This window comes from Mesorhizobium huakuii, from assembly GCF_014189455.1.
Classification (GTDB): domain Bacteria; phylum Pseudomonadota; class Alphaproteobacteria; order Rhizobiales; family Rhizobiaceae; genus Mesorhizobium; species Mesorhizobium huakuii_A.
The window spans coordinates 167,579-188,409 of sequence record NZ_CP050298.1 but is presented as its reverse complement, the minus strand read 5'-3'; the positions used below and the strand labels follow the sequence as shown (position 1 = coordinate 188,409).

The window sequence follows — 20,831 nt, the reverse complement described above, 5'->3', positions numbered from 1 at the left end:
GGCACGCCGAAATAGCGTTAGGATGGGGAGAGGTATCCATGTCCAAAAACGCCCGTCGCAGGACTGCGCTTGTCGGCATCGACGGATTTGCTCCTGCGTTCATGGACCAGTTCCTGGACGCAGAGACGATGCCGGCGCTCGCGGCCCTGAGGGGGCGTGGGTGTGAGGTGCCTCTCCTGTCCACCATTCCCGCATGCACGCCGGTCGCGTGGGCGGCGATGATGACCGGCTGCCATCCCCAGACCAACGGCATCCAAGGGTTCCTCACGGCGCGGCCCGGGCAGCCGCTCGACTGTCGCGTTCCCGGGGTCTTTGCCGACCGGCTCAAGGCTGAGCCGATATGGCAGACGGCCCTGCTCAATGGCCGCCGATCCTACGTGGTGAAGTTTCCAGTATCGTATCCGTCGCAGGCATCGCTGCGCGTCGACGGTGCGGCGGGATGGGGTGGAATCACATGCTTGCACGAAACGGCAGTGGCCGGCACGTCGAGATGGCCCGGGACCGGACAGATTGGCGAGGGGCCGGCGTGGGCCGGCGCAGCGCCCGGTGGCGGCGCGGTGGCGTTTTTGGCCGCCTCTCGCTACCAAACATTTGGGGGCATAGAGCGGTCGAATTCTCATTGGCAATCTTCGATCGGAATACTCATCCTGTTTTGGCGATCGCCTCCACACCGGACTGGTCCCGGCTATGTACGACGCTCGAGATTGGTCAATGGAGCGAGCCAATCGTGCTGCCGGTCGAGGGACGAACGGGTCACGAGGACCACGCGCTGCGCTTCAAGCTCATGAGTCTGGAGGCCGCGCCAACGCGGATCGCATTGTTCAATACTTGCGTGCACGCTTTGTCCAGTCACAGCGCACCAGTGGAAATATGGCACCGGCATCTCGCGGCTGCAGGTCCGATCGAGGAGCAGACGGACCCGAGCCTTCTATTCTCCGGCGCGATCGACATCGCCACACAGATTGAGCGGTGTCGACTCAATATCGAGTGGCTCTGTAAGGTCTCGCGCTCGATCCTTACCGCGGAGTCCTGGGATTTCTTCGCGGTCCAGCTCCACTTCGTGGATTGGGCTCATCATCTCCTGCACGGAGCACTCGATCCACGGCACCCACGCTATGACCGCGCCCGGCATCGCGAAGCACATGATTTGTTGCGACTGTTTTATGCCATGGCCGACGAACTTGTCGGCGCGGTAACGGCGGCCGCAGGTGACGCCGATATCATCGTAACTGGGGATCACGGCCAGGACCTGCATCATACCACCGTGCGACTCAACGAGTGGCTCGCGGAACGCGGCCTGCTTAGATTCATCGCGGGCGGCGAGGCTGTTGATTGGGCCGGTACCCGCGTCTGCGCGCTCGGTAACACGCTGCACATCAATCGCAGCAGAACGATTCCGGGAGGCATCGTGTCCGAGCAGGAGGCCGAGTATCTGATCGAACGGCTGTGCTCCGAACTTACGGCACTCATCGTGCCGGACACTGGTGAGCAACCGATCCAGAGCATTTGGCCGCGTCAGCAGCTTGCCTATCTCGGCGGAGCCGGCGAGGGAATGGGCGACGTTGTATTCTTCTGCGCCAGCGGCTATCAGGCCCGCAACGACCGTGGCCCGCTGTTTCAGGTGACGGAGCCGTGGTGCGAGTTCACGAGCGGGCACGATCATTTTTCGCCATTGGATCCGCGCCTTCACAGCCGTCTCTACGCCGCTGGTCCACATGTCGCCAGCCGGGCAGCGCAAGCGCCCCTGCACTCCGTGATCGATGTCGCGCCGACCATCGCCGCGCTGCTCGGTATCGCGCCCTCGCCGGACACGGAAGGGCACGCGATCGACGAGCTGCTGGCTGCGGGCTTCGATGAGATCGACCCGACCAACAACCCTGCCGAGAAGCACGCGGTGCACGCATGAACGTCCAGAATCCAATCATTCAGCCCCGTCCTCGACTGGCCATCGATGGCGGCGACCCCGTGGTGCCGAGCGGCTATGTCATGATGTCGCGTTGGCGCGGTTGGACCGGGCCGACCTCGACGCCGTGATCCAACAACTCGAGTCCGGCCTGTTCACCGAAATGTCGTGCACGGCCCAGGTGCACGAATTCGAAACCGAGCTTGCAATCCTGACCGGAAACAAATACGCGCTCGCGCTCAACAGTGGCACTGCCGCGCTGCATTGCGCGCTGGCCGGGGTTGGCGTCGAACCGGGCGACGAGGTCGTGGTTCCCGCTCTTGCCTACATCGCCTGCGCAGCTGCGGTGCTGCATCATCAAGCGATTCCGATCTTTGCAGACGTAGACCCGTACTCCTACAACGTGACCGCGCACTCGATCGCAGGGGCAGTCACGCCGCGCACGCGCGTCATCATGGTGGTGCACCTACACGGCCATCCGGCGGACATGAACGAGATCCGCACCTTGTGTGATGGGTTGGGGTTGCCGCTGATTGAGGACTTCTCGCAGGCCGTCGGAGCCAGCTATGGCGGCCGGCCGACCGGGGGCTGGGGACGGTCGGCGCCGCCAGTCTGATGTCGGGAAAGAATCTACCCTCGGTCGGGGAGGCTGGGGTTCTGGTGAGCCGCGATCGTGGCATCCGTAACCGGGCCGCACGGCTGAAGGCTTTCGGCGAAGAGATCGACAGCGATGGCGGTTATCGCGTGATCGGCACGACCATGGGTTGGAATTATCGTATCAACCTGTTGTCTGCGGTGATGGTCAGCCGCCAAATTTATCACCTCGAATCCTATACGGCGTTGCGGCGCGCTAGCGCAGCCCGGCTCAATGCGGTCTTGGCCGAAATCACAGGCTTTTCCGGTCCATCTGAGGGCGCCGATCGCGAGCATTGCTATCACATGTACCGCTTCCGCTTCGATCCGGCTGAGGCGGGACTCGCAGTCTCCGTCGACCAGGCACATGAGGCGCTCAAGCAAGTGTTCTGGGCCGAAGGCCTGCCGGTGGTCGAATTCCAGAATCAGCCGCTGCCCGGCCACGATCTCATGCAGGGAAAGCTCGGCTATGGACGCGGCTGTCCATGGACTTGCCATGGACGAGGGGACCACAACTACCGCATCGAGGATTATCCAGGCGCGCTGGAGGCAATCCGCAACTCGCTCGTGGTCGGCTATCCGTCGCAGGCGGTGCTGGCTAATCCCGAAGTCGTGGACGCCTATCTCGCGGTCTTTCGCAAGCTGGAGCGGAACATGCGCGTGTTCGAACGTTTCGCAGCTGACCTGCCGTCTGCCCCGCCTTGGCTCGCACCTCCACGGATCTTCTGATGCTCATCGAATATCCCCATGTTGCCGCTGATTTGGCCAGCCAATTGGCCGAGCGCGCCCACGCTTTGCGGATGCTGATCCTCCGGACGCACGCGGCGGCCGGCCAGGGCCATCTTGGAAGCTCGTTGTCGATCGTGGAGATCCTCGTCGCGTTGATGTCGAGCGGGGTCGAAACCGGCTCCTGGGGTAAGGCGCCGCATGGTGACCGCATCGTGCTGTCGAAGGGGCACGCCGCTCTTGCGTTTTATTGTGCGCTCGCCCAAGCCGGCCTGATACCGCAGCGTGATCTCGAATCGTTCAGCCGTAATGGCGGCAAGCTTGAGCCGCATCCTAACGAGCGCACCGTTCCTGCGGTGCAAGCGTCAACCGGTTCGCTTGGGCAGGGATTGTCGATCGGTGTTGGCCTCGCGTTGGGTAGCCGCATATGCGGTCGCAACGACTCCTGCTTTGTTATTCTGGGGGATGGCGAACTGAACGAAGGACAATGCTGGGAGGCTGCGATGTCGGCCTCGCGGTTGCGGCTTGGCAATCTCGTGGCCGTGGTCGACGCCAACGGCTTCCAGCAAGATGGCCCGATGGACGAGATCATGCCGGTCACCGGCCTGGCGGAGGCCTGGCGGACGCTTGGCTGGGCGGCCGCTGAGGTAGACGGCCACGATTGCGCCATGCTGCTTAGCACGCTGGCGGCGACACGCAGCGCCGATCGTCCGGCGCTGATCGTGGCGCGGACTGTGAAGGGCCGTGGCGTACCCTTCATCGAACATATGACCGAGAGTCATTTCCCTCCGCCGCTGACCGCCGCTGAACTCGTCATGATCGACCAATTGGCTGCAAAGGGGACGGCAAATGCCCGCGGCTGAGGTCTACGGCCCGTTGCTGGCGGCGCTTGGTGGTCGAGACGAGCGGATCGTCGTCGTCGATGCCGGGCTCGGCTCATCGATGCAGACCGGTGCATTTCGCGCCAGCTATCCCGAGCGCTACGTCAATCTTGGCATCGCCGAGGCCAACGCGGTCGGCGTCGCTTCGGGGCTCGCCCGGCGCGGCCTACGGCCTTTTGTCCATTCGTTCTCCAATTTCCTGGCGCGCCGCGCCCACGACCAGATCGCGATCTCGGTCGGGGTAGGGGGCTGCCAGTCACGTTGATCGCAGGATCGTGCGGTATATTCGATGGTCGCAACGGTCCGTCGCATTTCGCCGGCGATGACTTGGCCGCGATCTGCACAATGCCGGGCATGACCGTCTACGAACCCGCCGATACCATCGATCTCGAAACGTCGCTCGAATGGGCGCTGGCCAGTGCAGGCCCGGTCTATATCCGGCTACGCCGGAACGGCATGCCGCAGAGCATCGGCGATCCGTTGCTGACGCGGGAAGCGGTACGTCTGGTTCGGCTCAGCGTCGCGCCGCCGGTCGTCACGGTCGTGGCCGTCGGCGCCATGTTGGACGAGGTTCTGACCGCCTGCTGGATCCTGCTCGACGACGGGATCGTCCCCGAACTCGTGCACGTGCTCAGGATCAAGCCGTTCGATGAATCTGCAATTCTCGCGTCGGCTCGGCGGACCGGACGCATCCTCGCGGTCGAAAACCACGTCACCCATGGCGGCTGTGCGGCCGGCATTGCGATGCTTGCTGCGCGCGAAGCAATCAGATTTTCTGCATTGACGCTGCCAGATGCCATCCTCCCCGCAGGCGACCCGCGTTGGTTGTTGGCCCATTGCGGCCTCAATGCGACGTCGATTGCCGATCACCTCTCAAGCCTGTTGTCTTGAAGGAGCACCTAATGCTTCAGCATATGGCCCCACTCGCCCATGGTCACCGCGCCGAGCTGCCCGACAAGACCCGGCCGCTGGTGCGATGGCGACGCGAGGCATTCGGCCTCCTTGCCGCCTTTCCGGATGGGCACGTCGCCGTGCTGGACGCGGAAGCGGCGCCTTTGCTGGAGGCCGGCGCCGATTACGCCAGCTGTTCGGGCTATCGCCTCCCTCGGCTCGAAGTGGCGACGGATTTTCATTTCTCGGCGCCGCTGATGGCATGGCTGGAGCTCACCCGCGCTTGCAATCTTCGTTGCCCTCACTGCTTCGTCGAAGGCGGGGTGGCGCGCGCGGGCGAAATGCGCACGGACCGCATTCTCGCCCTGCTCGACGAATGGGCGCGGATGGGGGTGTTCTCCGTCATCCTGACCGGTGGCGAGCCTACGATGCATCGGAATTTCCTCGAAATTGTCCGTCACGCGCACAGCCTCGGCTTCGTGGTCGGGATTGCCACTAACGGCATGCCGATCACCGAGCGCATGCTGTCGGCGATCCCGCGCGACGACGTGATCATCAGCGTCAGCATCGACCATCTGCACGGGCAGGGCGCACGCAAAGGCCTCAGCGATTTCGAGTTCGCCAAGGGCAAGCTCCTGATGATGAAACAGGCCGGATTCAACACGTCGATAATGACGACGACGTCCAGCCAGAACGTGCATCAGCTGCAGGACATTATCGACTGGGCGATCGAGAACGATCTCAGCCTGCGCAGCGTGCCGTTCGTCGAGATGGGGCGCGGCAAGCTCCACGGGCACCTGCTCAACCAGAGCCAGGACGTAGAAGCAGCCGCCCGGTTCTGGATGACGGAGGAAGAGTGGGAGCGCGTGCGTGATCCCAAGCTCGGCCTGTGCGCCGGCAAGGTGTTTAATTTCCTGCTGACGATGGTTTATGCGACCCGCCGCTGCATGAGCGGCCGGGGCATCGCATATGTCAATTCCAACGGCGACGTTTATCCCTGCAGCACCTGTTCCGGCAACAAGGTCCTATGCGCCGGCAATGTGGCCTGGAGCGATTTTGCCGAGATCTGGGAAGGCAAGTGGGACATCCGCGCCATCACCTGGGACACCTTCGAGAGCACATGCAAGGGCTGCGCGGTCGCTGATCGCAAGTATTTCTGCACCGGTCGCTGTCCTGGTAGTTCCAGCGTCCGCCACGGCCGTCTCGACGGCTGCGGGAGCACGGACTTCCAGAAGGCTAGCATCCTGCGGCGCGAGGAATTGTTCAAGGCCAGCATCCATGCGGAGCCGGCCGTACCGGTGCGTGCTCCGCAAACCGTTTCGGATCCACCCGTCAGCGCTTGAGGCGAAAGAAATCGATGCGTATCTCGCTCGCAACCAGCCTTCATCTCGACCATGGTGCACGTCGCTTTGACGCCCGGCCAGGCGATCCGATCAATGTCATGCAGGCATTCGTGCCGGTCGGTCTTCTGTCGCTCAAGGCGTCGTGTCATGCCGCCTGCCCGAGCGCGGCCGTGGACGTGGTCGAAGTCAACACGCTGATTAATGCCGGGCAGATCCAGAACAGCAAGGACTTTTACGATGACCTCGCGGACGCGATCGTCGGCGCCGGCACCGATCTCGTCGGGCTTATGACCGACTCCGACTCGCTCCACCACACCGTTGCGATCGCCAGCCGCGTCAAGGCACGGGCGCCGCGCGCGATCGTTGGCCTTGGCGGCCCGGCATCGTCACCGCTCGCCCGCCCGCTGTTGCAGCGTTTCGAGGCGATCGACTTCGTTGTCCGCGGCGAAGGCGAGGAGACGTTCGCAGAAGCCATCTGTGCGCTTGAGCGTGGGGTGACGTTGTCCGGCATCGCCGGCCTGACCTGGCGTGATCGCTTGGATGTCGCGCATAATACCGATCGCAAAGTGATCGAGGATCTCGACACGCTGCCGATCCCGGATTTCGCCGCCTACTCTGGGATTAGGGACGCCGCACTCTATCTAGACGTCGGCCGCGGCTGTCCCTTCAAGTGCTCGTTCTGCGCGACAGCTCCGTTCTGGGAGCGTCGTTATCGGATGAAGTCGATCCCGCGTATCCAGGAGGAGATTTGGCTGTTGCGCGACCGCTGGGGTCGTGGTCACGTCAATTTCTCGCACGACATCTTCACCTGCGACGCCAAATGGACACATCGTTTCTGCGATGCGATGAAGTCGGCCGAACTCGGCGTCACCTGGAGTTGCTCGACCCGCACCGACGTGATCGACCCGGAGCTGCTCGCTCACATGGCCGAAGCCGGCTGTGTCGAGATCTACTACGGCATCGAGACCGGCTCCCAGGCGATGCAGGCGGTGATCGACAAGGATCTCGATCTCGCACGGTCACGCGACATCGTGCGCGCGACGGCATCTGTCGGCATTCGTCCGGTTACTGGCTTCATTCTCGGTTACCCCGAGGAGACGCCCGAATCGGCCTCGGACACCCTCACGCGTTTCTTCGACTTTCTAGAAGTCGGCGGATATCGCGCGCACATCTTCACGCTTTGTCCGTTCCCGGGGGCACCGATGTTCGCTCGCGCGCAAGAGCTGATCGGGCGGCGGTCCGAATGCCTCGAGCTTCCACTCGCCGCCGAGGCGGCGGCGGAAGCCGACCGGACGATCAGTGAAAATCCCCACATCTTCGTCGGACATTTCCGCTACGCGACGGCGGGCATTTCGTCGGAGCTCGTCGCCGCCGTCGAGGAGATTTCACCCCATCTCGTGCTGCTCAAGCGGCTCTGGCCGATGTTGTTGCCGCACTACGATGCACCGATGACCCTATTGATGCGCTGGACGCATTGGATCGCCGAACGTAATGCGGAGCGACCATGGCGGGGCCGCCATCACGGCGACGCCGGCGATCTGATTGACTTCCTGGCCCGCGAACTTGCTGAACTCGGCATCGCCGATGGACGGCTCGGCGAACTCCTGCGCTACGAGGCCGTGAAACTTGCCGCCGCGGCGTTGCCGGCGAATTCACTCGACGACACCGAGCGTCCGACGCAGGTGAGCAGCGACACCATCCTTGGGCAAGCGAGGCATTACCTAATAGCGGCGTTCGCGGTCGATATCGGCGGGTTGATCGCCGGTCATGCGCAGCCGGCCAACGATGTTGTTCTGCCGCAATGGGTGCTGTTCGCGCGCGGATCGAGCGGCGCAGTCGACACGATGATGATCAGCGATCGCGCCCGCCGGATCCTCGAATGTGCGCAGCGGCCACGAAAGGCCGGCGAACTCGCGCGCGCCGCGCTGATCGATGCTGCCGGACGTGGAGGCGGGCCTACCGAGTGCGGGCTGGACACCGTTCATGCGTTGCTCGAACGAAGGCTGTTGAAGGAGGTGATACCGTCATGACCGTTCCGTCCCACGTCCTCGCCCACGCGCTGTGCTTCGATGGTCCCGTCTATGTTTATGATCTCGCTGTGTTGCGCCAGCGTCTGGCGCGATTGGAAGCGCTGCCGGTACGCCGCAAGCGAATCCACTTCGCTACGATGGCGAACGACAATCCGCAGGTCCTCTGCGAGATTGCGGCCGCCGGACATGGCGTGTTCGTGAATTCAGCCCGCCATCTGGCGCTGGCGTTGTCGGCTGGTTTCACGCCCAATCGGGTCATCTTTGCGTCCAGCAACATGACGGCGGCCGAGATGCGCCATTGCCACACGTGCGGCGTCCACCTCGTGCTGGACTCGTTGGCGCAGGTCGAGACTTTTGATTCGCTCGCCTCACCCGGCACTGCGGTCGGCGTCCGCGTCAATGTCGGCAGCGCTATAGACACACCGGAGATAGGCAACGAGCCGTCTTATCGCTTCGGCCTGTTGCCGGCGGAGCTCAATGCGGCTGTGGAGCGCGTTCGGAGGTTGCGGATCTGCGGTGTGCATTCATATTTCGGCACCGACATCATGGCCCCGGAGACGCTGGCGGAGGGGCTGCGCCGGCTCGTACGCGTCGCGGCATCATTGCCCGATCTGAGCTATGTCGACAGCGGCGGCGGTCTGGGCGTCCCGGAGGACCCGGACGCACCAGAGTTCGACCTGAAAACCTATGGAGGGCTGGCTGCCGCCGAGCTCGCCGAACTCGAAAGCAGGCTCGGCCGTCCGATTGAACTTGTTATCGAGCCGGGACGATGGCTGGTCGCGCCAATCGGCTGGTTCTTCGCCCGGGTCGTCGACATCAAGCGGCGTCCAGATCGAATCTTCGCCGGCACCAGCGCGAGCGTCGCCCAATTTCCGCGACCGCTGGTCTATCCGGACCGGGCTCACCATGCATGCGAGATCATGACCGGCGAGCGTCCACGCGCGCTTGCCGATCGTCCGGTCTGGCTCTCTGGCAATTCGACCTATTCCCGCGACTTTCTCGCCCGCGCCGTAACGCTACCTGAACCGGAAGTCGGGGATCTGATCGCATTCCACCATGCGGGTGCATATTGCCGCTCGATGGTGACCCGTTTTCTAGGCAAGGAAATGCCTGCGGAAATCGCCCTCAACGCCACGGTTCGCCACAATGCTAGGCCGGAGCAAGCCGCTCTGCTCAGCGTCGCAGATTGAAAGGAAGTCGCATGTCGGCACTCGGTATGTACAGTCTACTGCGTCGGCTCGAACCGGCGCGTCACCAACTTGTAGGTCATGAAGTCTATGCGGCGCTCAGTTGCATCGAGGACGTACGCGTGTTCATGGAGCACCATGTGTTCGCTGTCTGGGATTTCATGTCGCTGTTGAAGAGCCTGCAGCGGCGCCTCAGTTGCGTCGAGGTTCCCTGGCTGCCGGTTGGCTCGCCGCGCATGAGGCGACTGATCAACGAGGTCGTGCTCGAAGAGGAAACCGACCTGATCGATGGTGAGGCGACAAGCCATTTCGAGCTTTATCGTTCCGCCATGCTGGCGGCCGGTGCGAACACCCGGCCGATCGATACCTTCGTGAAGGCGCTTCGCGATGGCGCCGAAGTGGCTGTCGCGCTGGCCAGCTGCTCCGCCCCCGTCGGCGCGCGCGCCTTTGTCGGCAAGACCTTCGAGATCATCGCCTCGGACAATCTTCATCAGATTGCTGCCGCGTTCACGTTCGGGCGAGAGGAGGCAATCCCTGGCATGTTTCGCACCTTGGTCGATTCCCTGTCGCGGCAGCAATCCAGCTCGCTGACGCCGTTTCAGGTCTATCTCGATCGTCACATCGGGCTTGACGAGGACACGCATGGACCGATGGCCGTGGCGATACTTGCGGAATTGTGCGGCGACGACGAGCGGAGATGGGAACAGGCGGCAGATGCGGCGCATGCCGCTCTAGCCGCCCGCCTCACCCTCTGGAGCACCGTATCGAGCGAGGTTTCGCTGCGACGGCTCGGTGTTCCCGGCCTTGTGGCTGCCTGAGTCCTCGGGGCGCGATGCCGATGCAGCGGGCGTGCGAGCAGGGTACACTTCTCACGGTCGGCCTGGCCTGGCCGCACGGAAGTCCGGTGCTGCAGACTACGCGGTTCGCAGCCTATTGCGAGGGTACCGAGGCAGCCGGCGTGGGGCGGCACAGCGGTCCGCCTCCGGCGGAGTGGGGCGTTCCCAATGTCGATAGGCCGCCCGTGACGCCGCCGGACACGGCACGTCTGAGGCTCTCGGAATTTGCGGCCGCGGTCGGACTGCCGGCATCACTGCGCTACAGCCGAGTCGCTGCGCAGCGCTGGGTCTTGGAGCCCTTTACCGGCTGGTGCCGCCGTCCCGTCGACGTATTCGCGCTCACGGGGCGGCTGCATCTGGCCAACGGCCGGTTCATGCCGGTGGGATGGAGTGGCACGGGCGATGGACTGGCGCGCCTGCAAGGCGGCGCCCTGCGGCAGCGTCTCGTGCAGGTCGCGCGCGGCGCCGGAATGGCCCAACCCACCGTGTCCTGCGATGGCCCGGCCGTTCTGGCTTCCCAGCCCGCAGCCTTGATTGCGCACGAGGCGATCGGACATTTCGCGGAGGGTGCTGCAGACCCGAGAATCGATCTGCGTCACCGACTCGGCTGCCGGCTGGGGGCGGATGATCTCGAGGTGCTGGATGATCCGACTTGTGGCGCTGCCGCGCGCTACGATGTCGATGACGATGGGATCGTCGCAACGGGAGCCACCCGGATTCTGCAGAACGGGGTGCTGGTGCGCCAGCTGCATGGTCGCGCATCGGCGGCAGCGGCGGGCGAATTGCCAACCGCGAACGCGCGCTCTTCACAGATCACGCTGCCACCGATTCCCCGTATGTCCAATCTGATCGTGTCGCCCGGCACCAACTCGTTCGAGGAGCTCGTCGACGGAGTGGGCAGCGGCGTCATTATTCATCACCTGTCGCACGGTTTTTCGCGCGGGCTCCACGTCGAGGCACGGATCATGCTCGGCGAAGTTGTCGCCGCAGGGCGCGCCACTGGCCGCTTCTTCACCGGTGGTCGGGTGGAGGAGCGCGTCGATGTACTCACCGGCTGTCTGGCGCGTGCCCGTGAGAGCGAACTCAACCCTAACGCCCTGTGCGGCAAGCATGGCCAGATTCTCTACGATGTCGGCACCTTGGCGCCGGCGATGCGGCTGTCGCGATTGAGGATTGTCGCATGAATCAGATCGATCGCAGCGTGGTGTTTGCGCGCACGTCGGACGGCTTGGCGACAAGCCATTTCAGCCATCGCCTCGTCATCGACGGAGCCGCCGCCGACGTTCGGTCCTGCAGCATCGATCCGCGCGATTGCGACGGACCGGCGCGGACGGCGTGGGCGCGGTGGCAAAGTCGAGTACCGGTCAGCCGGAGCCGGGCGGTCACCGCCGAGTGCGGAATCGTGCGGGAGGGTCGACAGACACGGACCTACACAGTTGTTCATCTCGATGGCGCGATCCTGGAGATCGACGAGATAGACTTCGACCACCCCAAGACGACCGACGAACTGGAATGGTCGCAACGTCCGCAACACGCAGCTATGGTGCTCGGGCCGTCCGCGGTTCTTGCGCTGGTGGACTTCGCCATTGATGGTGTGCTGGCCCCGCGCGGGCCGGCCGGTGCCGGCGCCCTCGCACCTTTGAGTATTATCGACACATCGACTTCACCTTATCCGCCCCAGCACCGGGAGGACGGCGCGACGCGACCGCTTGGTACCGCCAATTCCGGCGTGGTCGACGATGCCACCTTCTTGCTGCTCCAGCGCAGTGAACGTTGGCAACGTCCCCTCAACGCGCTGTACAATGTCAACCGCCGCAACTTAGCGCTCTACCATCCGGCCGCAGTCGATAATCCGCCGGTCGCCCTAGTGATCGACACGCTGGTCGCCGAGGGGGAGCCGACCACAACCGCGTCGAATTGGATCGGCAGATGGTACCTGCGCTCGCCCACAGGGGGGCTGGGGCAGTGGGCCGTTATCCATCCGCTGGGACGTGTCGCAATTGCTCGAAGCCGCCCTTGGCGCAGTCTCGCCGCCGCTTCCCGCATGCGTGCGCGACCCGATCGAAGGCGACATATTCGGGCTGGCTCCGTCGTTGCTCGTTGGCCGGCTGCCGCAGGGATCTAAGCTTGATAAGGTGCGAGGATGACGATGCATGCGATCGACCTCGCACCGCACTGCAATGCCTGCGCGGCCACGTTCGACAGCGAGAGGTCAGCCGGCTGCGTCAACATCTGGGGTAACAGCTTCCCGGCTGAGGATGTGCCCTTCGGTCGCCCCATCATCGTCGGCGGCGTGACCTACCAGCTGGTCGCGAAGCAGCCCGGTGCCCCCGACCATGTCGAAGCGCTTGGACAGCGGATTGAGATCGGTGTGGTTGCAGTTGGGTACGCGCTCGGTGTGCTGGGATTTGGCGAACTCGGACCACAGACCTTGATGTTGCGGTTGACGGACCGCTTCGGCGCGGTCGTCGGCGTTCGCGTGCAGCTCCCGAACTGGCTCTTGCCGCGGGGGGCTCCCGCCCGCACTGCGACTTGGCGCGCCAGCCACCTGCACTATGTTGGCGACTACGAACTTGACCATCTATGCCCGGCGATGTTCAGCGCGACGGTCCCTCTGCTAGCCCCGTTCTGGCCGGTGACGCTGACAATTGAACCCAACCCGCTTGCCCATGTGATGGCGGTGACCATGTTGCAGAATGGGGGCGGCTATGTCTGATTCGATTGCACCGATCCTGGTGCCGAGTCCCTTGGCAAATCTGCAGACGATTCTCGATGCCCTCCTTGGCGTGCCGAGTGAGTTCATGCTGGCGAGCGTCTGGTCGTTCAACCGCTTTGATCCCGATGCGGCGTCAATAGCCGAGTTCGACGTGCCAGGCGGATGGGACTTGCTCGGCGCACGCGTCGCGGCATATGCGGGGCTGGAGCTCGTGGCGGCGGAGTCCGATCCAACCGAACTCGCTTACCTGCGTCTCGAGCTTGGACAGCCGGTCGTGCTCGCGGTGGATAGTCACGAACTGCCGTATCGTCCGGCCTATGGCAGGGTGCACAGTGCAAGGACCATTCTCGCCACGCGGATCGACCGGTCCGCTGGAACGGTCGATGTGCTCGATCCTTGGCCGCCGACCTACACTGGGTCCATTCCAATCTCCATGTTGGATCGCGCCAGACAATCAGATGTGCCCGAGGACCGTGTCCGCGAGCCGCTCTATGCCGGTGTCGAGCTGAAGCGCCGCTGGTGGACCCTCGCGCTCGCGGCGGATGCCAGGTCCAGGACGGTCGACGGAGCCATGACGGCGATCGCAGAGCTTGCGCATGAAGCCGAAACGACAGCAAGCGCCGACGCCATTGAGCGGTTTCGGGTTATCGTGGCGGAGGCAATGTCAAAGGGGGACGGCGCGTGGCAGGTTCGTCGGGCGGCTGCGCTGCACCTTCGGGCAGAGGTCGGGCTCCGGGCCTACCTGTTGGCGCTGTTGCGCCGGACTGCGCAGCTGCTCGGCGATACGCTGTTCGCCGCCGAGGTCGATCGCTGGGCGACGCATCTCGACGCGCTCGGATTTGCCCGCGACGTACTGATCAAATCGCTCGGCTTCGATCGGAGCGAATACGCCGTGATCCTCGCCCGTGCGCTGTGCGAAGCGAGCGGCCGCGAGCGGCGGTTCGTGCAATTCCTGCGCGCGTTCTGCCTCCTCGACCACACGGACGAATTGACCAAGGGGCAGGCGTGATGGTGAACCACATCGTCTGGGTTATCTTCGACAGCGCGCGCTATGACTGCTTCGAGGCCGCGCATACGCCGGCCATCGACCGTATCGGCCGGGCACAGAAGCGCTACAGCTATGCAAGCTGGACCGCACCCAGCCATCATACCTTCCTGATGGGGCTGCCGCCCCATGCCAACGAGCCGGGTGTGCTGTCGTCCGATGCGCAGCGCCGAGATTTATCGCTCTGGCAGACCCGCATCGGTGGCAACAGGCAAGACGCGATCACATTCGCAGATTTCGCACCGACGCTGTCGTTGCCGCTGTTCCTCAGAAGCCTCGGCTACCGGACCGAGGCCTATGTGTCGATGCCAGTGCTGAATCCGAAGACGCTGATCGCACCCCATTTCGACATATTCGAGCTGATGCCGGTGCACAACGATCTTCGCGCCATCATCGGCCGGCTGAACTTCGACGGAGGCCCGCGCTTCATGTTCATCAACGCTGGCGAAACGCATTATCCCTATGCCTTGCCTGGAGAAAATGCCGGTGACCTGCCCCACATCCCCGGCGTACACGGGGTATGGCGTGGCATGGACGAGTTCGTGAGAGAACCGCAGGCATCGCGCGGCGAGGGCGCGGCGGATCGTTTCGACGTCGATCGTCTGCGGCCACTCTGGAACAAGCAGGTACAGTGCATCGAGTATCTGGACGGTGTGATCGGCGAGCTGATCGAGATGGCGCCGCCGGATACTTGGTTCATGGTGACGTCCGATCACGGCGAGCTGTTTGGCGAAGGCGGCTATTTTGGTCACGGCCCGGTCATGCATGAAAAGGTATTCGAGGTCTTCTTCGTCGAGGGCCGTAATCCACGTCGTAACGGCGGCGAAATTGGCCGCGATGAACTGGAAGCCACAGTGCTGGGTAGGCTCAAGCAGCTTGGTTATCTCTGATGTTTCTGCATGCGATCAGCCTCGAGGATCTGCGCTATGTCGGCATCGGACACCGAAACAGCCATAATACCGTTGCGCCTGAGGACATGGGGGCTGATCGAGAGTCTTTTCGGATCACAGGTCGCGACCGGATGTTGGCGCATGTATTGGCGTGTCGAGAAGGGCGGACGCAGCTCGCATGCAGTGAGTGGGCCGCAGGCGCGGCCGCAGTTTCATGCGCTGGTCGCCGACGGCCGGATCCACGACCTGCTTGCATTCGCGAAGCGGGCACCGGGCGGATGGGCTCGCGTCGGCCCCTGCGAGGACTTTCTGCGGTTTTAGCGCGGGAGCGACCACACGAACCCGGCCCATCATGGTTCTCCATTCAGACGAAATGGCGCGGCTTGGGAGTCGGATCGCGCCTACTCGAACCTGCGATTTTGCCTTCGTTGAGGGCGCGAGCTGCCTGGAAGGCTATCCGGCCATTCCCGCCATTCCCAGCCAGACGTTACCCGGTGCTTTCGTCTGGACCGGCGTGCCCGCGATGTTCGCGGCGGCAGGCTTTCGCGCAATTGCCTGCAAGGGGAAGCTCCGGCGGCTCTCGGACAGGGACTCGAACGAGCAGCCAGATTGATTGAACCAGCGCTTTGCATGGAATATGGAGACGGACATGCCGGTTGCCCTCGTAACTCCTCTCGAAGACCCCTTCGGTCTGTTCGAGCCTGCCATCTTCGATGATCCCTATCCAATATATCACATGCTGCGGCATGCGGATCCGGTTCACTGGTGTGCGCCGATCCAGTCGTGGTTGCTGACCCGCTACGACGACGCGAATTCGGTGCTTTCCGATCGCCGCTTCGCCAGCGCCGCGCGCCGTGCAGTGGCAACTAACCGTATGCCCCTGGAACTGCGGCAGCGCATGACGCCGATCGACGACTTCATTTCCGAGTGGTTGATGAATATGGATCCGCCGAAGCACCTTCAGCGGCGTGTGCCGCTCAATAAGCTGTTTGCCAAGCCAGCGGTCGACCGCATTGCTGGCGAGATACAGCGGGTTGCGGATCAACTGATCAATCGCATGCTCCGGGCGGGCGGCGGCGACTTCATTGAGGACTTTGCCCAACCATTGCCCGTTGCGGTGATCGCCGCGATGGTCGGGATTCCGCCCGAGGATCACGCGAGTCTTTTCACCTGGTTCAGCCGAATGACGGCCTATTTTGAGTTGGGGGCCTCACGGCCGGAGACCCTCGATGGCATGACGACCACCATTGCGGAAATGAGTGACTATTTTGATGCGTTGCTGGACCTGCGGCGCCGCAGTCCCGAGGATGACGTGCTCACTCGTCTGCTTGCACTTGAAGAGCCTCCGTTCGGCCGGGAGTGGACGCGCGCAACGCTCGCTCTGCTACTGTTCGCCGGCCACGAATCGACGCGAGCGACGATCGGGAATGGCATGCTCGCGTTGCTCACACGACCTGATGCGATGAAGCGTTTGCGCAAAGATCCGTGTCTTCTGGACCGCGCGATAGAGGAAATGTTGCGCTTCGATGGCCCGTTTATGCGGCTCGATCGCGTCGCCTCGGGCGACGTCGACATGCGCGGACAGCAGATCACTTCCGGCGATCGCGTGGTCTTGATCCTCGGCGCTGCAAATCGCGATCCGGCACGTTTTCCGCAGCCCGACGTCTTCGACATCGACCGCGCCAATATCGATCATCTTGCCTTCGGTCACGGCGAGCATTTCTGCCTCGGGGCGCGGCTCGCCCGCATGGAATTGGCGATCGGGTTCGAGGCGCTGCTGCGACAGCTGCCGCTGCCGCGTCTCACCGGTGAGGTCGTCTGGCGGCGTCACTTCAATCATCGCGGCCTCCGTAGGATGCCGCTGACTTTTGGAAGCTATATGATCCATTGAAGCCTTTGCGTAGTTGACAATATCCTTATGTGCCGATGCCTATTGCCGACGGCCCCTCCAGGGCACTTCGGCGCCAATGGCTCGAGTTTGAGGACAGCCCCCTGGCACTTATTGATGAAGGGCGCAGCTCATCGCCCGCGACCTTGGTATCAGCAAGAACACCGTCGCAGACGTCGATCTGAGCTTGGTCCAGGCCCACGGCCATCAGAGCTATAGCCTTGCCGATGCAGGAAAAAGATGGTCGGTATGCCCCTAACGCAATAGCGCTGAGCCTTGCAATTTCAGTGACGTTGCACCTGCTCGCCATCTTGGCCTTTGGACTTTCTCCGACCAGGCAATCGCCGCCTCCGCCAACCGAGCAAAGCATCACCGTCGAAATCCTGAGTGACCCCCAGGCTGCAGTAACCGCACAGCCCACTGTTACTCAAAACGACAACAAGCCCATCGCGTTGCCTGCACCGATTGACCGGGCACCTGAGCAAGATACAAAACCAGCGATAGCCAACGAGCCGGCCCCTCAAGGAGACGGTATGGTTCGGGCCAAGGAGTTATTCTCAGCGACAGTGCTGGCAGACCCGCGAAGCAAGGAAGCTTTGGTTGCGCTGAGACAACTGGGCACGGATGATCGTATCATCCAACTCTGCAACGTCGAGGCTATGGAACAGGTCCGTATATGGAAGTCCGACTTCCAGCCGGATTTCGTCGTCGCCTACGCCATGGCCGACACAAAGCTTTCCGGTCTTACACTCCAGGCGGACGGCGCGGCGCTCCGAAGCAAACGGCATTGGTACGACATCAAGTTCAGATGCGAGGTAACCCAGGATTTGGAAAGGGTGGTTGCCTTCGAATTCTCGCTGGGCGCGGAAATCCCCAAGAACGAGTGGGAAACGCATTCGCTTCCCGTCGGCGACGGTCCATCCGACTAAGGTCGAAGTCACTGTATATGCTTAGAGTGTCATTTCGCCCCCTACCGGCCGACCCCACCTTCTCCGACTGCTCGAGATTGCGGAAGTAAAGCGTCGTGTTTAGCGCATTGTCGAGATAGCCCGTACCATCGCGACCAGCGTTGGTGCATGGATCCTTTGTCAACGGTTTGGCGATAGGCAGGCAGGATCGAAATCAGCTTGATTTGAGTGCCATGCCGTACAAACACAACGCAGATCGTCGTCATCACGTCGGAAAGATGACATTCAGGGTGACGAATTGGCGTGACTACGAAGCAGGTCTGCGCCGGCGTGGTAGCCTGACCTTATGGGTAACGCCGGAGGCACTGGCGGGATGGCGCGCTCCGCGACGCAAGACCCGCGGCGGCCAAGCCCGGTATTCCGATCTCGCCATTGAGACAGCGCTGACGCTGGGTTGCGTCTTCGCAATGCGGCTGCGCCAGACCGAGGGATTGCTTCACTCGCTGCTGGATCTCATGGGGCTGAAAGTCCCAGTTCCAGATCATACGACGCTGAGCCGTCGGGCACAGAAGTGGGAGCCATCAGCCCGACGAAACCCGCCGCAGCCGGACGGCCCGCTGCATGTGCTTGTCGATAGCACGGGATTGAAAGTCTACGGCGCCGGGCAATGGCTGGAGCAGAAACATGGCGCCAGATCACGTCGCAACTGGCGCAAGCTGCATCTGGCAGTGGATGCCAAAAGTGGCGCGATCATTGCCCAAAGGCTGACAGATCAGGACACGGATGATCCTTCCCAGGTGGCACCGCTGCTCGATCAGATCGACGGCGAGATCGACCAGTTCACAGCCGACGGAGCCTATGACGGCAAGCCAACCTATCGGTCTATCCTGCAGCACAGCGCAACCGCGAACATCGTCATTCCACCGCGTTCCACGGCGGTGGAAAGCGGTGATGCCGGACCGCCTGGTCAAAGGGACAAGCACATTGCCGCAATCGCAAGCGACGGTCGGCTGAAATGGCAGGCAGCCACCGGCTACGGCAAGCGGGCGCTGAGCGAAACGGCCATCGGACGATACAAGGGGCTGATCGGACGGCGCCTGCGAGCACGCTCTCTTACGGCTCAACAGACCGAGGTTGCCATCGGTTGCATCGTTCTCAACCGCATGCTGGCATGGGCACGCCCGGAGTCTATCCGGCGTCAAGTCACGCAGGCATAACCAACTACATTAATGATCGAAATGCGTTCGATTTCATATCCGCGCACCAACGCCCAAGGGGACCACCCATCTGGTTTCCGGGACGATCATGCCGCCTTGGCGTCGGTCAGCGCCCTGTCCAAGGCGTCCTTGATCGGCTTGGTGACGGCGGCCACTCCCTTGGTACACTGAGGGCCTGGAATTCCTTGGCCTGCTCCACATACATTTCGACCCGCTTGCGCCAGAAGCTCGACTGCAGCGCGATAACTTGGGACGGCAACTTGGCGCCAACCAACGCCTGTAGATGCGAGAGGTCTGCCTCGGCATTGGCCCGCAATGCAGCGATCGTCTTCAGCGACAGTTCGGCACCGACCGTTTTGGGGCTTGTCGCAAATTCGGACCCTTAACTGTGTATTGACGATATGACGAGCGAATCGCGCTCCCAATGTTGTGGAGCGTACCGATGATTCTGAATGCTGTTGCCGAGAAGCTGAAGCCAGTCGAAGGATGATTTCAAGGGGCGGCATTTCGAGGCATGGCTGATTGTGCAGGCGGTGTCCTGGTATCTGCGCTATCCTCTCAGCTACCGAGACCTTGAGGAAATGTTCCGAGAGCGCGGGTTCGAGGTCGATCACAGCACAATCAATCGCTGGGTCTTGACCTATGCGCCGATGATCGAGAAGCGGCTGCGCCAGTTCCGCCGACCTCATTGCGGATCGGTCCGGATCGACGAGACTTACGTGAAAATTCGCGGCAAGTGGCGCTATCTGTACCGCGCCATCGACAAGCACGGCAATCCGGTGGACTTCCTGCTCACCGCGAGGCGCGACCTCGACGCCGCCAAGCGCTTCTTCCGCAAGATGTTGAAGGATGAGCGAAAGCGCGAATTTCTCTGCACCTTTTTCCATTGAGCGTGTTTTGGCATGAAGTGTCCACTTTGGAGGTGGACACCACGTGATTGAGGACGATGAACAGAAACTGCTGGTGAGGCGAATTTTGCGTAACGGCCGCCGGCGGTACGACGCGGCGTCAAAAGAGCGGCTCGTTGCGGCCTGCCTTGAGCCTGGCGTGTCGGTATCGGGACTTGCGCTTGAACATGGGATCAATGCCAACCTTCTTAGGAAGTGGATAAAGACGACCAAAGACGCCGTTGCTTTGCCGCCACCTGCGCCGTCGGCGTTCATTCCAGTTCAAGTCAGCGCCGCGGAGTACAGCCTGCCTATGCAGGGCAATTCGGTAGAGAGGCCTGCCACGCGTGGTGAAGAGCGGCTGTCGAAGTCGTCGCCACTCCCAGCCAAGGTGAGCGCGTCTTTGCCGAACGGCGTGAAGTTGACGCTGGAATGCGGTGATGTGGATGCATTGACGGCGATCATCGGAGCACTGGGTCATGTTCAGACTGGGCGCTGACCTGACAGTCTACCTGCATCGCGAACCGATCGACTTCCGCGCCGGCATCAACAGCCTTGCGGTCCTGGTTCAGGAGGTGATGGAGCTCGACCCGTTTGCGCCTGCGGTCTTTGCCTTTTGCAATCGCCGTCGCGACCGGATGAAACTCTTGTTCTTTGACCGGTCCGGCTTCGTGCTGGTTCTAAAGCGGCTGACCGAGGACAAGTTCCGGTGGCCGCGCCGGGAGACGGCGGTGGTTACGCTGACGACCGAGCAGCTCCATTGGATTCTCGACGGCATCGACATCGACGCAATGGTGCGCCATCCGGTGCGGCAATATCAGGTTGCGGGCTGACGGCTCCCGAATTGTGC

19 protein-coding genes and 4 pseudogenes are annotated in these 20,831 nt (G+C 62.6%); 21 read left to right on the top strand and 2 right to left on the bottom strand.

Annotation, left to right across the window (positions count from 1 at the left end; translation table 11 throughout):
• Nucleotides 1–38 precede the first annotated feature (38 nt).
• The 6 genes and pseudogenes from HB778_RS43680 to HB778_RS42980 all read left to right on the top strand — a co-directional run.
• Nucleotides 39–401, top strand: a pseudogene (locus HB778_RS43680) (alkaline phosphatase family protein); the annotation flags it as partial.
• Between the two features lie 218 nt (nt 402–619).
• Nucleotides 620–1,906: an alkaline phosphatase family protein gene (locus tag HB778_RS37260; protein WP_244662090.1), complete on the top strand. Its 1,287-nt coding sequence runs from the start codon at nt 620–622 to the stop codon at nt 1,904–1,906.
• Nucleotides 1,854–3,265: pseudogene (locus HB778_RS43675) on the top strand (DegT/DnrJ/EryC1/StrS family aminotransferase). Before HB778_RS37260 ends, HB778_RS43675 begins: the two are co-directional and overlap by 53 nt.
• Nucleotides 3,265–4,125, top strand: a complete 861-nt coding sequence (locus HB778_RS37245; protein ID WP_183454966.1) for a transketolase — start codon at nt 3,265–3,267, stop codon at nt 4,123–4,125. Before HB778_RS43675 ends, HB778_RS37245 begins: the two are co-directional and overlap by 1 nt.
• A pseudogene (locus HB778_RS37240) lies at nt 4,112–4,536 on the top strand (transketolase); the annotation flags it as partial. The gene HB778_RS37245 and the pseudogene HB778_RS37240, both read left to right, overlap by 14 nt.
• A gap of 63 nt (nt 4,537–4,599) precedes the next feature.
• Nucleotides 4,600–5,034, top strand: a complete 435-nt coding sequence (locus tag HB778_RS42980) for a transketolase C-terminal domain-containing protein (protein WP_432421290.1) — start codon at nt 4,600–4,602, stop codon at nt 5,032–5,034.
• A gap of 8 nt (nt 5,035–5,042) precedes the next feature.
• Here the strand turns inward: HB778_RS42980 and HB778_RS42975 are convergent, their stop codons facing one another.
• Nucleotides 5,043–5,168 carry a hypothetical protein gene (locus HB778_RS42975; RefSeq protein ID WP_280515976.1) on the bottom strand — a complete coding sequence of 42 codons (126 nt, stop codon included), beginning with the start codon at nt 5,166–5,168 and terminating at the stop codon, nt 5,043–5,045.
• 30 nt (nt 5,169–5,198) lie between these two features.
• On the opposite strand from HB778_RS42975, the gene HB778_RS37230 reads away from it, so the two are divergent.
• From HB778_RS37230 to HB778_RS37175, 12 genes are all read left to right on the top strand, one after another.
• Entirely contained in the window at nt 5,199–6,377 is a 1,179-nt protein-coding gene (locus HB778_RS37230; protein WP_183465512.1) for a radical SAM/SPASM domain-containing protein, read from the top strand.
• 98 nt (nt 6,378–6,475) lie between these two features.
• A complete protein-coding gene (locus tag HB778_RS37225; RefSeq protein ID WP_183454970.1) occupies nt 6,476–8,407 on the top strand; it encodes a B12-binding domain-containing radical SAM protein in 1,932 nt (643 codons plus the stop codon).
• On the top strand, nt 8,404–9,597 hold the full coding sequence (locus HB778_RS37220; protein ID WP_280515984.1) for a diaminopimelate decarboxylase family protein: 1,194 nt from the start codon (nt 8,404–8,406) through the stop codon (nt 9,595–9,597). Before HB778_RS37225 ends, HB778_RS37220 begins: the two co-directional genes overlap by 4 nt.
• An 11-nt stretch (nt 9,598–9,608) precedes the next feature.
• Nucleotides 9,609–10,412, top strand: a complete 804-nt coding sequence (locus HB778_RS37215; RefSeq protein ID WP_183454972.1) for a DUF3050 domain-containing protein — start codon at nt 9,609–9,611, stop codon at nt 10,410–10,412.
• 203 nt (nt 10,413–10,615) lie between these two features.
• The gene (locus tag HB778_RS37210) at nt 10,616–11,614 is read left to right on the top strand and encodes a metallopeptidase TldD-related protein (protein ID WP_183454973.1); all 999 of its coding nucleotides are present in this window, start codon (nt 10,616–10,618) and stop codon (nt 11,612–11,614) included.
• Nucleotides 11,611–12,555: a hypothetical protein gene (locus HB778_RS37205; protein WP_183465511.1), complete on the top strand. Its 945-nt coding sequence runs from the start codon at nt 11,611–11,613 to the stop codon at nt 12,553–12,555. The genes HB778_RS37210 and HB778_RS37205 overlap by 4 nt, the downstream gene beginning before the upstream one ends.
• A 24-nt stretch (nt 12,556–12,579) precedes the next feature.
• The gene (locus HB778_RS37200) at nt 12,580–13,146 is read left to right on the top strand and encodes a hypothetical protein (protein ID WP_183465510.1); all 567 of its coding nucleotides are present in this window, start codon (nt 12,580–12,582) and stop codon (nt 13,144–13,146) included.
• Nucleotides 13,139–14,155 carry a hypothetical protein gene (locus HB778_RS37195; RefSeq protein WP_183454975.1) on the top strand — a complete coding sequence of 339 codons (1,017 nt, stop codon included), beginning with the start codon at nt 13,139–13,141 and terminating at the stop codon, nt 14,153–14,155. Before HB778_RS37200 ends, HB778_RS37195 begins: the two co-directional genes overlap by 8 nt.
• Nucleotides 14,155–15,081, top strand: coding sequence for a sulfatase-like hydrolase/transferase (locus HB778_RS37190; protein WP_244662088.1), 927 nt, complete (start codon nt 14,155–14,157; stop codon nt 15,079–15,081). The genes HB778_RS37195 and HB778_RS37190 overlap by 1 nt, the downstream gene beginning before the upstream one ends.
• A 649-nt stretch (nt 15,082–15,730) precedes the next feature.
• The gene (locus tag HB778_RS37185) at nt 15,731–16,972 is read left to right on the top strand and encodes a cytochrome P450 (RefSeq protein ID WP_183454976.1); all 1,242 of its coding nucleotides are present in this window, start codon (nt 15,731–15,733) and stop codon (nt 16,970–16,972) included.
• 224 nt (nt 16,973–17,196) lie between these two features.
• Nucleotides 17,197–17,898, top strand: a complete 702-nt coding sequence (locus tag HB778_RS42280; protein ID WP_244662127.1) for a DUF930 domain-containing protein — start codon at nt 17,197–17,199, stop codon at nt 17,896–17,898.
• A 212-nt stretch (nt 17,899–18,110) separates the two neighbouring features.
• Nucleotides 18,111–19,094 carry an IS5 family transposase gene (locus HB778_RS37175; RefSeq protein ID WP_183454977.1) on the top strand — a complete coding sequence of 328 codons (984 nt, stop codon included), beginning with the start codon at nt 18,111–18,113 and terminating at the stop codon, nt 19,092–19,094.
• Nucleotides 19,095–19,200: 106 nt separating this feature from the next.
• On the opposite strand, the gene HB778_RS37170 is transcribed toward HB778_RS37175, so the two are convergent.
• On the bottom strand, nt 19,201–19,410 hold the full coding sequence (locus HB778_RS37170; protein WP_244662087.1) for a phasin family protein: 210 nt from the start codon (nt 19,408–19,410) through the stop codon (nt 19,201–19,203).
• Between the two features lie 126 nt (nt 19,411–19,536).
• Between HB778_RS37170 and HB778_RS37165 the strand changes: the two are divergent.
• The 3 genes and pseudogenes from HB778_RS37165 to tnpB all read left to right on the top strand — a co-directional run.
• Nucleotides 19,537–19,948: pseudogene (locus HB778_RS37165) on the top strand (IS6 family transposase); the annotation flags it as partial.
• 82 nt (nt 19,949–20,030) lie between these two features.
• The gene (gene tnpA / locus HB778_RS37160; RefSeq protein WP_183455045.1) at nt 20,031–20,480 is read left to right on the top strand and encodes an IS66-like element accessory protein TnpA; all 450 of its coding nucleotides are present in this window, start codon (nt 20,031–20,033) and stop codon (nt 20,478–20,480) included.
• Nucleotides 20,461–20,814, top strand: coding sequence for an IS66 family insertion sequence element accessory protein TnpB (gene tnpB / locus HB778_RS37155; RefSeq protein WP_183454978.1), 354 nt, complete (start codon nt 20,461–20,463; stop codon nt 20,812–20,814). The genes tnpA and tnpB overlap by 20 nt, the downstream gene beginning before the upstream one ends.
• The last annotated feature ends 17 nt before the right edge of the window (nt 20,815–20,831 follow it).